This is a genomic window from Streptomyces alboniger (assembly GCF_008704395.1).
Classification (GTDB): Bacteria; Actinomycetota; Actinomycetes; order Streptomycetales; family Streptomycetaceae; genus Streptomyces; species Streptomyces alboniger.
The window spans coordinates 6,607,129-6,623,087 of sequence record NZ_CP023695.1 but is presented as its reverse complement, the minus strand read 5'-3'; the positions used below and the strand labels follow the sequence as shown (position 1 = coordinate 6,623,087).

Genomic DNA, 15,959 nt, shown 5'->3' with positions numbered 1-15,959 from the left:
CGTGCCGTCGGTCCCAGGAGGCTCTCGTGTCAGACAACGACCCCCAGCAGCTCGGCTCCGCTGCCGACGTCCGCGCGCGCATCGACACCAGCAAGCCGCACTCCGCCCGCTTCTGGAACTACTTCGTCGGCGGCAAGGACAACTACGAGAAGGACCGCGAACTCGGCGATCACATCAAGGAGATCTTCCCCGGCCTGGTGGACGTGGCCCGTACCAGTCGCCTCTTCCTCGGCCGCGCGGTGCGTCACCTGGCCGCCGAGCAGGGGGTACGGCAGTTCCTCGACATCGGCACGGGGCTGCCGACGGCGGACAACACGCACGAGGTCGCCCAGCGCGCGGCCCCCGACTCGCGCATCGTCTACGTCGACAACGACCCCCTGGTTCTCGCCCACGCGCGGGCCCTGCTGACCAGCACGCGCGAAGGCGAGACGGCGTACATCGACGCCGACCTGTACGACCCGGAGGCGATCCTGCGGGAGGCCGCGAAGACGCTGGACCTCTCGCGGCCGGTGGCCCTGATCATCCTCAACACCCTCGGCCACGTCGCCGACCACCGGCAGGCCCGCGATCTGGTCGCGCGGCTCATGGCCGGTCTGGCGTCCGGGAGTTACCTGGTGATCAGCGACTCCACGGCCACGAGCGAGGGCATGATCGCGGCGTCGAACGAGTACAACAAGAGCGGCGCGATCCCCTACTACGTACGTGACGTCGAGGAGATCGGCGCCTTCTTCGACGGCCTCGAACTGCTGGAGCCGGGTGTCGAGCAGGTCACGCGGTGGCGCGCGGAGACGGAGGAGGCGACGCCGGTGGACGCGTACGGGGCAGTGGCCCGCAAGCCGTAACCCCCCAGCAGCCGGCACCCCGCACGCAGTACTGAGCACTCAGCCCCGAGCACTCAGCCCCCACCGGAAGGAATCAGCCCCATGGCCGTCATCCACCACACCGAACTCAAGCCGACCAAGCTGGAGTTGCTCAGCTCCTGGCTGCCTTCCCGGCCCTGGTACGCCGGTTCGGGCGAACCGGCGCTGGCCAAGGCCGGCGGGTTCCGGCTGGACGATCCGCAGGGGGAGGTCGGGATCGAGTTCATCGTGGTCACCGACACGTCAGGCGCCGAGCCGACCACCTATCTGGTGCCGCTCACCTATCGCGGTGCCCCGCTCGACGGGGCGGAGCACGCCCTCGTCGGCACCATGGAGCACGGGGTGCTGGGGCGGCGCTGGGCCTACGACGGCTGTCAGGACCCGGTACTCGCGGCTCAGTTGCTGGCCCTGATCGAGGGCCGGGCCGAGGCCCAGGACCAGAACACCAGCGACCTCCCCGACCGGGACATCGCCCGCTCCTACGCCGGTGAGGGCCCCGCCCCCACGGCCTCCACCCCCGCCACCCCCGCCACCCCCGCCGACGACGAGGACGGCACCGAGCTGCCCGCGCCGCAGGGCATGAGCCTGCGCCTGCACCGCGTACTGCGCCCCACCCCGGACCACGCGGCCGCCCTGCCGCCAGAGGTCACCGGCCAGATCACCGGCTCCTGGCAGGCACCGGACGGCTCCCGCACGCGCAGCCTGTACGCCACCTTGCGCACCGGAGCCCACGCCTAGGGCGTGCCCGCGAAGTCCCGTCTGTGGGCTTTCCGGCATGGCTCAAAAGCGCTCAACCCGCTCAGCGGCAGGCAACCCGCCCGCCTGCCGCCGTGTCCCTTCCGCCGAAGATCGAAGATCCTCGACGGAAGGACGCACCTAGTCATGCGAGCATCCCGCAGGCCGCGCCTCGGACTGGTGGGAGCGGTCGCGCTCACCGCGGCATCGCTCGCGGCCACCGCACTGGCCGCCCCGGCCGCACCCGCCTCCGCCCCGGCCACGGGCGACCACAGTGCGACGCGGGAGGCGATGGACGCCGCCGTGAAGAGCGGCGTCCCCGGTGTCGTCGGGCAGGCGAAGGACACCTACGGAACCTGGAAGGGCACGTCGGGCGTCGGCGACCTCAGGACGGGGCGGCCGCGCTCGGCCGACGAGCACTACCGCATCGGCAGCATCACCAAGACGTTCGTCGCCACGGTGCTGCTCCAGCTGGAGGCGGAGGGCGAGCTGTCGCTGGACGACAAGGTCGACACGTGGCTGCCCGGCGTGGTGAGGGGCAACCTCCACGACGGCCGCCACATCACCCTCCGCCAGCTCCTCAACCACACCAGCGGCGTCTTCAACTACCGCGATGACAAGGAGTTCGTGCGGACGTACATGCTCAAGGACGCGTTCTTCAGGACCCGTTACGACACGGTCACCCTCGACCAGCACGTGAAGTACGCCATGGCGAACAAGCGTGACTTCGCGCCGGGCACGTCCTGGAAGTACTCGAACACCAACTACTCCCTGGCCGCGATGGTGATCGAGAAGGCCACCGGCAACGCGTACGGCGATGAGATCCGCCGCCGCGTCGTCGAACCGCTCCGCCTGCACGCCACCTCCGTCCCCGGATCGGACCCGCGGGTGCCCCGGCCGAGCAGCCGGGCCTACGCGAAGCTCGCCGAGTCCGCGGACGGCCCGAGCCACGACGTCACCGAACTGAACGCGACACGCGCCGGCGGCGGGGGTGACATGATCTCCGACGCCGCCGACCTGAACCGCTTCTTCTCGGCCCTGCTGCGCGGGAAACTGCTGCCCAAGGAGCAGCTCGCCGAGATGACGACGACCGTCGAGGCCAAGGGGCTCCCCGGGGTCCGCTACGGCCTGGGTATCGCCGAGCGCGAGCTGAGCTGCGGCGTCGAGGTCTGGGGCCACCACGGCGGCATCACCGGCTGGACCTCGGAGGCGGTCACGACGGCCGACGGCCGCCACTCGCTGGCCTTCAACTTCAACGGGGACTGGTCCGGGGACAGCGACGCGGTGATCGAGGCGGAATTCTGCGGCTAGGAGGGCTGGCGCGGATCAGGCGTCCACCAGCCCCCGCTCCTCGTCGTACGCCGCCCGGGACTCGGCGATCGTCACGCGGTGGCGTTCCGCCCAGCCCGTGAGGCGCAGGAGCGTGCCGTGCAGTTCATGGGCCACCGGGGTCAGTTCGTACTCCACCTTCGGGGGGACCGTGGGGTGCACGGTGCGCTTGAGGAGGCCGTCCCGCTCCAGATTGCGCAACGTCAGCGTCAGCATGCGGCGGCTGATGCCCTCGATGGCGCGCTCCAGTTCGGTGAAGCGGATGGGGCCGTGGGCGGCCGCGATGAGGATGGGGACGCTCCATTTGCCGACCACCCTGTCAAGAACTTCCCGGACCGGGCACGCCTGCGCGTTCACGACCTGCGAGGTAACACCGGTGTTCCCCTGGGACATCGAAGTGCCTCCTTCTGCCCGGCGCCGCGGGCCTCCACGATGAACTCCGTTACAAGTCGTGCACCTTTGCAGGTCAGAGGCGCTCATTACGGAGGTTGTCACCATGTCCCACGCCGTCTCCGAGGTCAACACCCCAGCGCCGTCGCGGCGGTCACCGGCACCCCGCGGGACCGCGTCGCCCTGGGCCTCGCTCGCGGTCCTCTCCTCGGGCCTCCTGATGACCATCATCGACGGGAACATCGTGACCGTCGCCATGCCCGCCATCCAGGCCGACCTCGGCTTCTCCGCGGCCGGGCTCGCCTGGGTCGTCAACGCGTATCTGATCGCCTTCGGCGGGCTCCTGCTGCTCGTCGGGCGGCTCGGGGACCTCGTGGGGCGCAAGCGCATGTTCGTGGCGGGGCTGGGGCTCTTCACCCTCGCCTCCGTCCTGTGCGGTGTCGCCACCGATCAGGGCGTGCTCGTCGCCGCCCGCGCCCTGCAAGGCGTCGGCGGCGCGATGACCTCGGCCGTCGTACTCGGCATGCTCGTCGCCCTCTTCCCCGAGCCCCGCGAACGGGCCAGGGCCATCGCGGTGTTCAGCGCGGTCGGCGCGGCGGGCGGCGCGCTCGGCACGTTCCTCGGCGGAGCCCTGACCGAGGCCCTGAACTGGCACTGGATCTTCCTGATCAACCTGCCCATCGGTGCCGTCGCCCTCGTCGCCGCCGTACGCGTCCTCGACAACGACCGCGGGTCCGGGCTCGGCCAGGGCGCCGACTACCCCGGCGCCGCCCTCATCACCGGCGCCCTCATGCTCACCGTCTACACGATCGTCACCGCCGCCGAGCACAGCACCGCCGTCACCGTCGTCCTCGCCGTCGGTGCCCTCCTCCTCTACGCCGCCTTCGCCCTCCGTCAGGCCCGCGCAAAAAAGCCCCTGCTGCGGCTGCGCCTCTTCCGCTCCCGCGTCCTGACCGGCGCCAACGCCGTGCAGATGCTGATGATCGCCGGGATGTACGGCTTCCAGTACATCGGCGCCCTCTACCTCCAACGCGTCCTCGGCTTCGGCGAGTTGCGGACCGGCGTCGCCTTCCTCCCCGCGCCCATCGCCATCGGCGTCCTGATGCTGGGCCTGTCCGCGAAGGTCATCGGCCGCTTCGGCGCCCACCGCACGCTCCTCGCGGGCCTCGCCCTGATCACGTCCGGCCTCGCGCTCCTCGGCCGCCTGCCCGCCGACGGTTCGTACGTCCTCGACGTCCTGCCCGCCATGCTGCTGCTCGGCGCGGGCTTCGCCGCCGCCATGCCCGCCGTGACGGGGCTCGCGATGGGCGGCGCCGAGGAGGAGGACGCGGGCCTGGCCTCCGGCCTCTTCAACACCACCCAGGTGGTGGGTGGTTCGCTCGGTCTCGCCGTCCTCACCACGCTCGCCGCGAGCCGCACGGAATCGCTCACCGGCCGGGGCGCGGACGCCCTCGCCGCCACCGCCGACGGCTACCGGCTGGCCTTCTGGGTCGCCGCCGGCATCGCCGCCGCGGGCCTCGCCCTGGCCGCCGCGATCCTGCGCCCCTCCCGGGACGGGCAGTAATCCCCTCTCTCCCCGCCGGGCGAGCAGGGGCCCGCTGGCCCGTCCGGGGGGTGTATCCCCGGACTCCGTGTGTGCCGCACGGCGGCGCCCCGGCTCACGGCGCGGGGCGTGAGAACTTGGCTCACATGACTCCTCCCCCACACCCGGACCAGCACCCGGATCCGGCCCCGGACCCGGAACCGGAGCCCCACGGCACCTCAGGAATCCAGCCCGGCGGCGGTGTGCCACCGGGCGAGACCCCGCCCGCCGAGGGCGGCATGTCGGGGGCCGGACCCGCCCACGATCCGCCGAAGGGGTGGTCGAAGGGCCCCCTGGCCCTGATCCTCGGCCTCTCCGTGCTGATCGCGGCGTTCTTCCTCGTCTACGCCCTCGTCCTGCTGCTCTGACGCCGACACCACACCGGTTGCCCCGCGCGGATCTCCGCCCAGACGGACTTGCCGACCTGCCGCGCCGCCACACCCCACTCCGCGGCCAGCGCCGCCACGATCACGAGCCCCCGGCCCGACTCCTCGTCGGGCTCCGGGGGTTCGGGTGTCTGTGGGGGCATACGTTCGGTCCGCGTGTCCGTCACCTCGATACGGAGCGTGTCGGCGCTCAGTGTCAGGCGCAGCTCGAAGTCGCGGCCGGGAACGCGTCCGTGCGTCGCGGCGTTCGCCCCCAGCTCGGCGATGATCGCCTCGGCGGTGTCGGACAGTTCGCTGTCGTACTCGATGCCCCAGCCGTTCAGGTGGTACCTGGCCAGGCGCCTCGCGAGGCGGGCGCCCCGGGGCGTCGCGCTGAGACGTTGCGTGAATTCCCGCGTCGCGGTGGCGGGTCGGGCTTGCGTTGGCATGACGCCCACCGTGGCCTCGCCGCGGCCCGTACACCAGCCACCAAACTCGTACGCTGAGTCAGCGTACGAGTACAAAGGGTGGACAGCGCGGGTAACGGTCCGTAACCATTGAGGCGTTGGCGGGGATCGGTACACGAGCGTCGGGGGTTTCCCGTGATGTCGTCAAGCAGCAAAGAGCCCGAGGCGTCGGACGGTCTGAAGACCTTCGGCGCGGTCCTGAAGAGCTTCCGCAAGCGGGCGGGGCTGACACAGGAGGAGCTGGCCAACGAGGTGGGGTGCTCCTCGCACTTCCTCGCCTCGATCGAGCAGGGCAGGAGGTTCCCGCCACCGGGCTTCGTCGACCGCTGCGAGGCGGCGCTGGACGCGTTCGGGACGCTGCGGCTCGCAGCGAATCAGCTCTCGCGCAAGCCGGGGCTCGCGACCTGGTTCCGCCAGTGGGCCCGCCTGGAGCAGGAGGCGATCGCCCTCTATACGTACGAATGCCGGTTGATTCCGGGGCTGTTGCAGACCCCGGCGTATTCGCGCACGCTGTTCGTCAATCAGCTTCCGCCGCTGAATGACGAGCAGATCGAAGCGCAGCTGGCAGCCCGCTTGGAGCGACAGCGGCTCCTCACGGAACGGCCGAACACCTCGTACAGCTTCATCTTGGAGGAACATCTGTTCCTGCGCCGCATGGGCGGGCATGACGTCACCATGGAACTCATCGACCATGTGCTGGCGCTTGCCAGGCGCAGGAACATTGAGGTGCAGATCATGCCCGTGGAGCGCGAGACCCATGCCGGTCTCGACGGTCCCATGCAGCTCTTGGAGACCCCCGAGAACAACTGGTTCGCTTACGGTGAGGGGCAGGAGAGCGGGCAGTTGATCTCGGACCCCAAAGTGGTCAGCATGCTCCAGATGCGGTATGCCAAGATGCGCTCACAGGCTCTCTCGTTCGAGGACTCGGTGAGCCTGCTGGAGCGGATGCGAGGAGCATGATGAGCACCCCTGAACTGGCCTGGTTCAAGAGCAGCTACAGCAGTGGCGGTTCCGGCGACTGCGTCGAAGTCGCCCTCGCCTGGCGCAAGTCAAGCTACAGCGGCGGCTCCGGAGACGACTGCGTAGAAATCGCCCCCTGCCCGGGGGCGATCCACGTACGCGACTCCAAGGACCCGGAAGGGCCCCAGCTCTCGCTGGAGCCCCGCGCCTGGGCGGAGTTCGTGGGCTACGCCTCCGACTGCTGACGCTGGGTCGCCACCAGTTCCCTGGCCTCCTCGTCCGTCGCGACCGACGGCGGGGAGCCCTCCAGGGGCTTGCGCGCCGTCTCCTTCATCGCGGCGACCGCGATGATGCCGACGAGGCCCGCCAGCATCGTGTAGAACGCGGGCATCAGGTCGTTGCCGGTCGCGCCGATCAGCGCGGCGACGACCAGGGGGGTCGTACCGCCGAAGAGCGAGACGGAGATGTTGAAGCCGATGGAGAGCGAGCCGTAGCGCACGTCCGTCGGGAAGAGGGCGGGCAGCGAGGACGACATCACGCCGAGGTAGCAGACCAGCGCGAGGCCGAGGATCAGCAGCCCGGCGAAGACCGGTACCGTGCCGCCCTGCTTGATGAGCAGGAACGCGGGGAGGGCGAGGACGAAGAAGCCGACCGAGCCCGCCATCAGGACCGGCTTGCGGCCGATGCGGTCCGAGAGGCGGCCCACCGAGTTGATGAGTGCCATCAGGATCAGCATGACGATGACGATGGACATCAGTCCGCCGGTCTCGCCGAAGCCGAGCTGGGTGAGATACGTCGGCATGTACGACAGCAACATGTAGTCGGTGACGTTGAACGCGGCGACCAGCGCGATGCAGAGCAGCATCGCCCGCCACTGGCCGACGAAGGAGTCCTTGAAGGACTTCTTCTGCCGCTCGGCGGCCGGGCCCTCGCCCTCCTCCATCTTCTGGAACGCGGGCGACTCGTCGAGTTTCAGCCGCAGGTACAGGCCGATGAGGCCGAGCGGCGCCGCGACGAGGAACGGGACGCGCCAGCCCCACGACTGCATGGCGTCGTCGCTGAGCAGCATGGTCAGGGTGGTGACGAGGACCGCGGCGACGGTGTAGCCGATCAGGGTGCCGAACTCCAGGAACGAGCCCCAGAAGCCGCGGCGCTTGTCTGGGGCGTACTCGGCGATGAAGGTCGCGGCGCCGCCGTACTCCCCGCCCGTGGAGAAGCCCTGCACCATGCGGCACAGGACGAGGAGGACGGGGGCCCAGACGCCGAGAGTGGCGTAGCTGGGGATCAGGCCGATCGCGAGGGTGGCGCTCGACATCATGATCATGGTGAGCGCGAGGATCTTCTTGCGGCCGACGCGGTCGCCGAGCGGGCCGAAGAACATGCCGCCGATGGGGCGTACGAGGAAGGCCGCGGCGAAGGTGGCGAGCGAGGAGAGGGTCTGCGCGGTCTCGTTCCCGGAGGGGAAGAACTCCTTGCCGATGATGACGGCGAGGTAGGCGTAGACGCCGAAGTCGTACCACTCCATGGCGTTGCCCAGCGCGGTCGCCTTCACCGCACGTTTGACCTGGGCCTCCTCGGTGACCGTGATGTCCGAGCGGCGCAGGCGCGGGTGTTTGCGGCGGTGGATGGCGCGGAAGAGGGCGCGGTGGCGGGCGACGGCCTCCGGAGCGGGCGGTGCCGGTGTTTCTGGTGCTTCGGGCGCGCTCACTGTGCAGTCACTCTCTCGCGTCGGCGTCGGTCATCGTTGATCACTCGTCTGCCCTGTGGACATCGATCAACACTGCCAACCGGCGGATCGGAAAGAGCCGGCCCGTTGGTCCTCGCGGCGGGGGTCGCAAGTCCTTGTAGGCAAGGACTTCCGGCCTATGGCCGTCCGTAGTGGCCGGTCGCGTGGCTTCCCGCGCCCCTTGGGGGCGCATTCAGGCAGCGTCCGTTAGAGGCGGGGGGCGCGCGGGGGAAGAGATACAGCGGTATGTGCCCCCGCGCACCCGCCCCTTCCGACCGACGGAGCCCCCGATGCCCCTCCCCCGCCGCTTGTTCCTCACCGGCCTCGCCGGTACCGCCGCCGTCGCCTGTTCCGGCACCACCGCGGACGGCGTCCCGGGCGCCCGGCGCACCGCCGCCACCGACGCGGCCCGGCGGCTGCTGCCCCGCCACTGGGACCAGATCACGTTCCGTACCGTCCCGCCGAAGCCGGGCGCCGGCGACTCCTTCCAGGTCACCGGAGGCGGAGCGCGCGGCCGCATCACCGTCACCGGGACCACCCCGGCCGTCCAACTCACCGGCTTGCGGCACTACTTGAAGCACACCGCCCACGCCAACATCACCTGGGCGGGCAGCCGGTCGGGCCTGCCCCGTCGGCTTCCCGCCCCCGCGAAAACCCTCACCGGCCGGGCGAACACCCCGCACCGGTTCGTGCTGAACGACACCAACGACGGCTACACGAACGCGTACCACGGCTGGAGCTACTGGGAGCGCGAGCTGGACGTGCTCGCGCTGCACGGCTACAACGAAGTGCTCGTGTACGTCGGCGCCGATGCCGTGTACCACCGCGCCTTCCAGGAATTCGGCTACGGGGACGAGGAGTTGAGATCCTGGATCCCGGCCCCCGCCCACCAGCCGTGGTGGCTCCTTCAGAACATGTCGTCGTTCCCGCACCCCGTGTCCCGGCAGCTCCTCGGCGCCCGTGCCCGCCTCGGCCGCCGCATCTGCGACCGGCTGCGCGAGCTGGGCATGACACCGGTCCTGCCGGGCTACTTCGGGACCGTGCCGCCCGGCTTCGAGGACAGGAACCCGGGGGCGAGGACGGTCCCGCAGGGCAACTGGCTGGGTTTCGCCCGCCCCGACTGGCTGGATCCGCGCACCGGCCATTTCGCGCGCGTGGCCGCCGCGTTCTACCGGACGCAGGACGATCTCCTCGGCCCGACCACGATGTACAAGATGGACCTGCTCCACGAGGGCGGGAAGCCAGGTGACGTGCCGGTGGCCGAGGCGGCCAGGGGCGTCGAGAAGGCACTGCGGACCGCGCACCCTGGTGCCACCTGGGTGATGCTCGGCTGGCAGCACAACCCGCCGAAGGCCATCACCGACGCCGTCGACAAGAAGCACATGCTCGTCGTCGACGGCATCTCCGACCGCTTCCCGCACATCACGGACCGCGAGGCCGACTGGGGCTCCACGCCCTACGCCTTCGGCTCCATCTGGAACTTCGGCGGCCACACCGCGCTCGGCGCCAACACCCCGGTCTGGGCAGAGCTGTTCGAGAAGTGGCGCACCAAGGAGGGCAGCACTCTCAGCGGCATCGCCCTCATGCCGGAAGCGGCCGACAACAACCCGGCGGCCTTCGAACTCTTCTCGGAACTCGCCTGGCGGACGGGGAACCTGGACCTTGAGGAGTGGTTCGCCGAGTGGGCCACGGCACGGTACGGCGCCGCCGATCCGCACGCCGCCGCCGCGTGGGACATCCTGCGCCGCACCGCCTACGGCACGACCCGAGCCGACAAGTGGGCCGAGGGCGCGGACGGCCTCTTCGGGGCGCGCCCCGATCTCGCGGCAAGGTCGGCGGCGTCCTGGTCACCGAAGAAGATGCGGTACGACCCGGCGGAGTTCGCCCCCGCCCTCGGCGAACTACTGGCCGTACGGCGGGACTTGCGGGACTCCTCCGCGTACCGCCGCGACCTCCTCGACGTCGCCCGGCAGACGCTCTCCAACCACAGCCGCGTCCTGCTGCCGCGCGTCAAGGAGGCGTACGACGCCAAGGACTCGGCCCGCTTCGACCGGCTCACCCGCGACTGGCTCGACCTGATGGACCTGCTCGACCGGCTCGTCGCCACGGACTCCCGCCACCTCCTGGGCCGCTGGGTCGCGGACGCCCGGGCATGGGGCGCCGACGCGCGGGAGCGGAACCAACTCGCCTATGACCAACTGTCCTTGCTCACCGTCTGGGGCCATCGCTCCGGGGCGGACGCCGGGCTGCGCGACTACGCCAACCGCGAGTGGGCGGGGCTCGTCGGTGGCCTGTACCGGCTGCGCTGGGAGCGCTACTTCAAGGAACTGCGGTCCGCGCTCGCGGAAGGCCGCGCGCCCCAAAAGATCGACTGGTTCGCCTTGGAGGACGACTGGACCCGCGACCCGGGCCGCCTGGCCACGCGGCCGACCGGTGACACGTACGAGATCGCGGCACAGGTGCGCGCCCGACTGACCACGGCCGGGCGTGGCGGCGCCGCTTTCGGACACTGACGGCCAAACGCGAAGATCACTTAGCATTCTTCCCGGCGCGCACTATCAGCCCCTTACACACCGATCGCACGAAACAGACTTTATGTGAAATAGAGGACGATAAGCGGTCGCGGTTGATGGTTCACCGGACGGATTTCACTAAAGACAGCGACTTCTTCTAGCCATATGCCACCGTCACAGCCAGCGGCGTGTTGCCCTCCAGATGGCGACCGCTTCTAGCCATATGCCACGACACCGCCATAAACGCGTTGACCATTACGGGAATGCAATGTTTGTATTCAAGCGTTCGACCGGCGGGACCACCGGAAAGTGGAGCAGTCAATTCCGCCCCCATGCTGCGGATCTCGCTACCGACGTAAAATTCGAGAGGAAATAATGCGCAAGCTCACTCTTTCACTCGGCCTTGCGGCCGTGTGCGCCACTAGCCTCGTTGCAATCGCCCCCGCCGCGACCGCCGCCGAAAGCGGTCCGCAAGCCGCGGCGTGCTTCACGCTCTGGGACACGAACGGCTTCAGGGACGGGTCCCGTGCATTCTCGGGGAACGACAAGACCTTCAGTGGAGATAAGTGGTCGAGCGGTTCGGCCATGAACGACGACGCCAACGCCGCCAAGAACAGGTGTGGCCACTGGGTCCACTTACACCAGGATGTGAACTACCAGGGCCAGAGCTACGGCTTAAAGCCCCACAGCGAGGACTCCGACTTCGAGAACAACAACTTCGCGAACAAGGCCAGCTCCCTGAACGGATTCTAGGGAAACTGCATGCCTGGGGGGTGCCGCATGCGCGGCACCCCCCAGGCGGCATTTAAAAATGAGGGAAGAATGAACATGCGTAGGGGATATATTTCATGCGTAGCCCTGGGCCTGCTCGCAGCCGGCTGCTCCGGCGGAGCTGGAGCGGACGGCGGGGCGGAGGCGGACGTACCTGCACCCACCCCAGAGGCCAGGGGCATTGTCTTCCCCTTCGATTCCTACGAATTATCTGACAATGACATCATCAAGACGTATGCGGCCACTGATGCTCTGGTTCGCCCATGTATGCGGGAGAAGGGACATGAGTGGGGGCTAGTCAAGTCACCCAAAAGTGTCCCTAGTTGGCGAAATCGTCTCCACTTCGGCGTCGTCGAGCCGAATGTCGCCAGTAGGTTTGGATATCACACACCTGCGGAGCTTCTGTCCTCGCCGCAGTACAGGAGCGTGGTCAAACAGATGAGGGGGCGACTGGCGAGCCTGTCGAAGGACGCCACTTCCCGAGCCGCAGACTGTCAGAAGCAGGCCGACCAGAGACTGACACGTGGCGCAAAGACCTCTTTCACGAAGTTCAACGACCTGAAGTCGAGTACATTCGACGCAGCCAAACGCGATCACAGCGTGAAAACCGCTGCCGCCCGGTGGAGTGCATGCATGAAAGCGGCCGGTTTTGACTACGCAACCCCCTGGGGGGCTGCCAGGAAGTGGGCAGGGGAGGGCGATCCAACAGAACGAGAGATCGCCATCGCAGCGTCTGACGTCAGATGCAAGAAGAAGACTGACCTGGTCGCCATCTGGCTCTCGACAGAAAAGGCTGGAGGAGATAGAGATCAACAGAGACAAGCCTTATTTCGATGATCTGAAAAGCTCAAACAGGCGCTACCTGCATAACGTCCGGCTGGCGCTTCCTGGGGAATAGCTGCCGCTTCGGGATTGACCTACAGGGTGGGCGGTCTCTCGGCAAAATTACTGAACGGAATCATCAGTGGCATCCACTGCCTCGTCGACGACTGGACTGCCTGCCCAAAAAAAGAACAGCTCTCCCGTCGGGCCGAGGCGGCTGCGCCCCTTTTGCAAGCGGCATCGCGTCCCCGTCTCGGCCGGCATTCTCGCCCTTCCCGCATACATCCTATGGGCCGTCTTCCTCGCCACTGGAGGCGGGGATCTCGCCGCACAGGTTTCCTGGACCCGGTTTGTTGCCGAGCACCCTGGATCGCCTTACAGCCTCGGCTGGTACGGCGGCGTCCATGTAGGAAATTACAGTGTCCTGGCCCCCCAACTGATGGCACTGCTCGGCGTGCGAACCGTCACCGTGGCCTCAGGTGTTGCCGCTTCATGGCTGATCGGCTGCGTGTTCGTACGCAGCGGCATCCGCAACCCGATGTGGCCCACGCTCCTGGCGGTGCTGTTCTTGTGGGGCAACGTCGCTTCGGGGCGGTCCACCTTCGCACTGGGCGTCGCGCTGGCCTTGGCATCGTGTCTGATGTTGATGGGAAGAAGCCGGCGGCTTGTTGCGGCCGGCGTGTTCAGCACGCTGGCAACGATGGCCAGCCCGGTGGCAGGACTGTTCCTTCTCGTGTGTGGCACGGGCTGGCTCCTGAACCGAGACTTCGGCAAAGCCCTCGCACTGTGTACTCCTCCCACTGCGGTGGTGGGCCTGACGACGCTGCTCTTCCCCTTCAGCGGCGTGATGCCCATGTCCACGAGCGATCTGTGGAAGCCGATCCTCTTCAGTGTGCTGCTTGCCGCGTTCGCCCCGCCTGATTGGCGGGTGCTTCGCTACAGCTCCGCGACCTACGCGCTCGGCGTCGTCCTGTCGGCACTGATCCCCACGCCCGTGGGAGCCAATGTCGTCCGGCTGGCTGAGCTGTTCGGCGGTCCGGTACTGCTCGCCGCGCTCCTCACCGGGAAGGGGCGCCTGCTACAAAAGGCGGCGCTCGGTGTCGGACTCGTACTCTCCACCCAATGGGTCACGTCGCACACCATTCATGTGACGAAGATGTCGACACCAGTGCCGGCGTGGGCCACACAAGCGCGTGGCGTACTGGCGGCGCTGGACCGGCTGGACGCGGACCGAACCCGCGTGGAGGTCGTGCCGGCGATCAATCACCGGGAGACCACCGTGCTTGGCCATTATGTGAATCTCGCCCGTGGATGGAATCGACAGGTGGACGTGGAGCGAGGTGACCTCTTCTACGAGGGCCGGTTCTCGGCCGCGAAGTACCGCTCCTGGCTCAACAACTGGGCAGTAAAGTACGTCATTCTGCCGACCGGTGAGCCCGACTTCGCGGCGAAGGATGAGGCCAGACTCGTAAAGAGCGAGCCCAACTGGCTGAAGCCGGTGTGGCACGACGCCAACTGGCGGATCTACGCAGTCAAAAACGCCCGCCCCATGGCCACCGGCGCTGGTGCATCTGTGATCGGCAGCGACAACGCCAAGCTCACCCTCCGCACCCGGAGACAGGGGGCGGTAAGTCTGCGCATCGCCTATTCGCCCTGGTTGCGAACCAACGCCGGCTGCATCGAACGTGAGGGCGAGTGGGTGCGCCTCAAGGTGCCAGGAGCCGGCCGATACGAAATCGACAGTTCGTACCTAGGCCCCTGGCAGAGGCATTGCTAAGAGGTCGTCCAAGGGTGGAGCCCCGGGGTATGTGACGGGCCAACGGGCCCGGCTAGGCTTCGCTGCGCTTCTCCAGACGGCTCCCCCGCGGCACGGTGACGGACATGATGTCGCTGGGGGTGTTCAGTGCGATGCGGTGCCATCGCCCGCGCGGGACGACGACCGCCGTTCCCGCCGCCAGCTCGACCTCCTCCTCCTTCTCACCCGGCTGCTGCGGGCGGAAGTAGAGACGTATCCCGCCGCTGAGGCAGGCCACGACCTCGTCGGCGGCGGAGTGGACTTCCCAATGGTCGGCGTGGACGTCGGCAGGGGCCTCCGCATGGAAGGTCATCAGCTGCCAGCCGTCCCGTTCGGTGTCGAACACGGGTTGCACGGCGCGCGCCTGGCCGTCTTGGTCGAGGTGGACGAAGGAGGCGAAGAGATCGATCGGGGCAACGGTCATGGCGATACATCCGTTCTGCGGTCATCGTTCATCTGGTCAGGTGCGCGGCTCGGGGCCGGCCGGGTTGGCCTGGTGGGCCCGGCCGCCCCCGCGGTCAGCCGTACATCGCCACGCGGTACAGCGTCGCGAGCGCGGCGTCGATGGGATGGGGCTGCGGCCTGCCGGCGGAGTCGAGCCTGTTCCACCTCTGCATGTTCACCGCGACCGCCATCTGCCGCTTGCCGTCGGCACGGATCATGGCCAGCGCTCCACCGCCCCAGACCGTGCCGCCATGGCCCCAGAAGGTGCCCTGACCGGGACCCTCCATCGGGTGCAGGCCGAGTCCGTAGTCGATCGTCTTCCCCTCCTGGGAGACGACCGGGACCGTGCGTCGCATCTGCGCCAGTGACGAGGGGCTGACGATCTCCCCGGCCAGCAGCATGCCGAAGAAGCGGTTTAGGTCCGCGACGGTCGATATCAGCGAGGCCGAGGGACCCACCCATGACATGTCGTAGACGCTGTAGTCGCGCGGCGGGTCGATCATGCCGAACCACGCCTCGTAGAGCTGCGAGTGCGGCCCGTCGACGTGGGGCCCGGCGGGGAGTTCGGTGTCCTGGAGCCCGGCGCGCTCGATGACGTTCCGGGTGATGTACCGCTCGGCCGTCGTACCGGTCACCTCTTCGAGGAGTTCGACGAGGAGCAGGTAGTTGGTGTTGGAGTACAGCCCCGGAGTGCCGCCCGGGGGGCCGAACGCGGGTGCGGTGACCCCCATCTCGATCAGTGCGGCGGGGTCGAACCGCGTGTGCCGGTGGTCGTCCAGGCTCTGGGGCCCGGTGTCCGCGATGGCGGGGAACGCCTTGAGGGAGGGGTAGGCGTACGGGAGGTACTCGGCGAAGCCACTGGTGTGGTTGAGCAGCATCCGGACCGTGATCGCGTCACCGCGCTCTCCGGGAACCAGCTTCGGAAGGTACCCGCCGATCGGCGCGTCGAGATCGATCCGACCGCTCTCGACCTGCTGAAGGACCGCGGCGGCGGTGAAGGTCTTGGTGATGCTGCCGACCCGGTGCCGCATATCTGCGGTGACGGGGCGGCCGGTGACGACATCGGCGGCCCCGGCGGCACCGCGCCAGACCTGCTCGCCGTCTCGCACCTCGGCGAACAGGCCCGGCATCCCGGCGCGGTGGACGTCTTCGATGGCCGCGTTCAACACCGCGGAATCCAGAGGGTTCGTCACGTCTTGC

16 protein-coding genes are annotated in these 15,959 nt (G+C 68.5%); 11 read left to right on the top strand and 5 right to left on the bottom strand.

Annotated elements, in window-relative coordinates:
* The first annotated feature begins 26 nt into the window (after positions 1 to 26).
* The 3 genes from CP975_RS29140 (at position 27) to CP975_RS29130 (ending at position 2,906) form a co-directional block, all read left to right on the top strand.
* The gene (locus CP975_RS29140; protein WP_055528353.1) at positions 27 to 842 is read left to right on the top strand and encodes an SAM-dependent methyltransferase; all 816 of its coding nucleotides are present in this window, start codon (positions 27 to 29) and stop codon (positions 840 to 842) included.
* Between the two features lie 81 nt (positions 843 to 923).
* Positions 924 to 1,598, top strand: coding sequence for a maltokinase N-terminal cap-like domain-containing protein (locus CP975_RS29135; protein WP_150477532.1), 675 nt, complete (start codon positions 924 to 926; stop codon positions 1,596 to 1,598).
* 144 nt (positions 1,599 to 1,742) lie between these two features.
* Positions 1,743 to 2,906, top strand: coding sequence for a serine hydrolase domain-containing protein (locus CP975_RS29130; protein WP_055536402.1), 1,164 nt, complete (start codon positions 1,743 to 1,745; stop codon positions 2,904 to 2,906).
* Positions 2,907 to 2,921: 15 nt separating this feature from the next.
* On the opposite strand, the gene CP975_RS29125 is transcribed toward CP975_RS29130, so the two are convergent.
* Positions 2,922 to 3,317, bottom strand: coding sequence for a winged helix-turn-helix transcriptional regulator (locus CP975_RS29125; protein WP_030778176.1), 396 nt, complete (start codon positions 3,315 to 3,317; stop codon positions 2,922 to 2,924).
* Positions 3,318 to 3,420: 103 nt separating this feature from the next.
* Between CP975_RS29125 and CP975_RS29120 the strand changes: the two genes are divergently transcribed.
* Complete coding sequence (locus CP975_RS29120; protein ID WP_055536401.1) at positions 3,421 to 4,878, top strand: MFS transporter; 1,458 nt, start codon at positions 3,421 to 3,423, stop codon at positions 4,876 to 4,878.
* 125 nt (positions 4,879 to 5,003) lie between these two features.
* A complete protein-coding gene (locus tag CP975_RS29115) occupies positions 5,004 to 5,264 on the top strand; it encodes a DUF6480 family protein (RefSeq protein WP_030778174.1) in 261 nt (86 codons plus the stop codon).
* On the opposite strand, the gene CP975_RS29110 is transcribed toward CP975_RS29115, so the two are convergent.
* Complete coding sequence (locus CP975_RS29110; protein ID WP_055536404.1) at positions 5,240 to 5,710, bottom strand: ATP-binding protein; 471 nt, start codon at positions 5,708 to 5,710, stop codon at positions 5,240 to 5,242. The genes CP975_RS29115 and CP975_RS29110 overlap by 25 nt on opposite strands.
* 156 nt (positions 5,711 to 5,866) lie before the next feature.
* Here CP975_RS29110 and CP975_RS29105 point away from each other — a divergent pair, with 156 nt between their 5' ends.
* Both CP975_RS29105 and CP975_RS29100 read left to right on the top strand, forming a co-directional pair.
* Positions 5,867 to 6,688: a helix-turn-helix domain-containing protein gene (locus tag CP975_RS29105; RefSeq protein ID WP_055536403.1), complete on the top strand. Its 822-nt coding sequence runs from the start codon at positions 5,867 to 5,869 to the stop codon at positions 6,686 to 6,688.
* Positions 6,688 to 6,933 (top strand): DUF397 domain-containing protein, encoded by a 246-nt coding sequence (locus CP975_RS29100; protein WP_055536400.1) that lies wholly within the window; start codon positions 6,688 to 6,690, stop codon positions 6,931 to 6,933. The genes CP975_RS29105 and CP975_RS29100 overlap by 1 nt, the downstream gene beginning before the upstream one ends.
* On the opposite strand, the gene proP is transcribed toward CP975_RS29100, so the two are convergent.
* On the bottom strand, positions 6,915 to 8,396 hold the full coding sequence (gene proP / locus CP975_RS29095) for a glycine betaine/L-proline transporter ProP (protein WP_150477531.1): 1,482 nt from the start codon (positions 8,394 to 8,396) through the stop codon (positions 6,915 to 6,917). The two genes, CP975_RS29100 and proP, sit on opposite strands and share 19 nt — an antisense overlap.
* A gap of 308 nt (positions 8,397 to 8,704) precedes the next feature.
* Here proP and CP975_RS29090 point away from each other — a divergent pair, with 308 nt between their 5' ends.
* The 4 genes from CP975_RS29090 (at position 8,705) to CP975_RS29075 (ending at position 14,297) form a co-directional block, all read left to right on the top strand.
* Entirely contained in the window at positions 8,705 to 10,927 is a 2,223-nt protein-coding gene (locus tag CP975_RS29090; RefSeq protein WP_150477530.1) for an alpha-N-acetylglucosaminidase, read from the top strand.
* 375 nt (positions 10,928 to 11,302) lie between these two features.
* Positions 11,303 to 11,680 carry a peptidase inhibitor family I36 protein gene (locus CP975_RS29085; RefSeq protein WP_150477529.1) on the top strand — a complete coding sequence of 126 codons (378 nt, stop codon included), beginning with the start codon at positions 11,303 to 11,305 and terminating at the stop codon, positions 11,678 to 11,680.
* A gap of 69 nt (positions 11,681 to 11,749) precedes the next feature.
* Positions 11,750 to 12,535 (top strand): hypothetical protein, encoded by a 786-nt coding sequence (locus CP975_RS29080; protein ID WP_150477528.1) that lies wholly within the window; start codon positions 11,750 to 11,752, stop codon positions 12,533 to 12,535.
* Between the two features lie 127 nt (positions 12,536 to 12,662).
* Positions 12,663 to 14,297, top strand: a complete 1,635-nt coding sequence (locus CP975_RS29075) for a hypothetical protein (protein WP_246201668.1) — start codon at positions 12,663 to 12,665, stop codon at positions 14,295 to 14,297.
* Between the two features lie 52 nt (positions 14,298 to 14,349).
* Here the strand turns inward: CP975_RS29075 and CP975_RS29070 are convergent, their stop codons facing one another.
* Positions 14,350 to 14,739: a cupin domain-containing protein gene (locus CP975_RS29070; RefSeq protein WP_055535853.1), complete on the bottom strand. Its 390-nt coding sequence runs from the start codon at positions 14,737 to 14,739 to the stop codon at positions 14,350 to 14,352.
* Positions 14,740 to 14,833: 94 nt separating this feature from the next.
* Positions 14,834 to 15,952, bottom strand: coding sequence for a serine hydrolase domain-containing protein (locus CP975_RS29065; protein ID WP_055535850.1), 1,119 nt, complete (start codon positions 15,950 to 15,952; stop codon positions 14,834 to 14,836).
* Positions 15,953 to 15,959 lie beyond the last annotated feature (7 nt).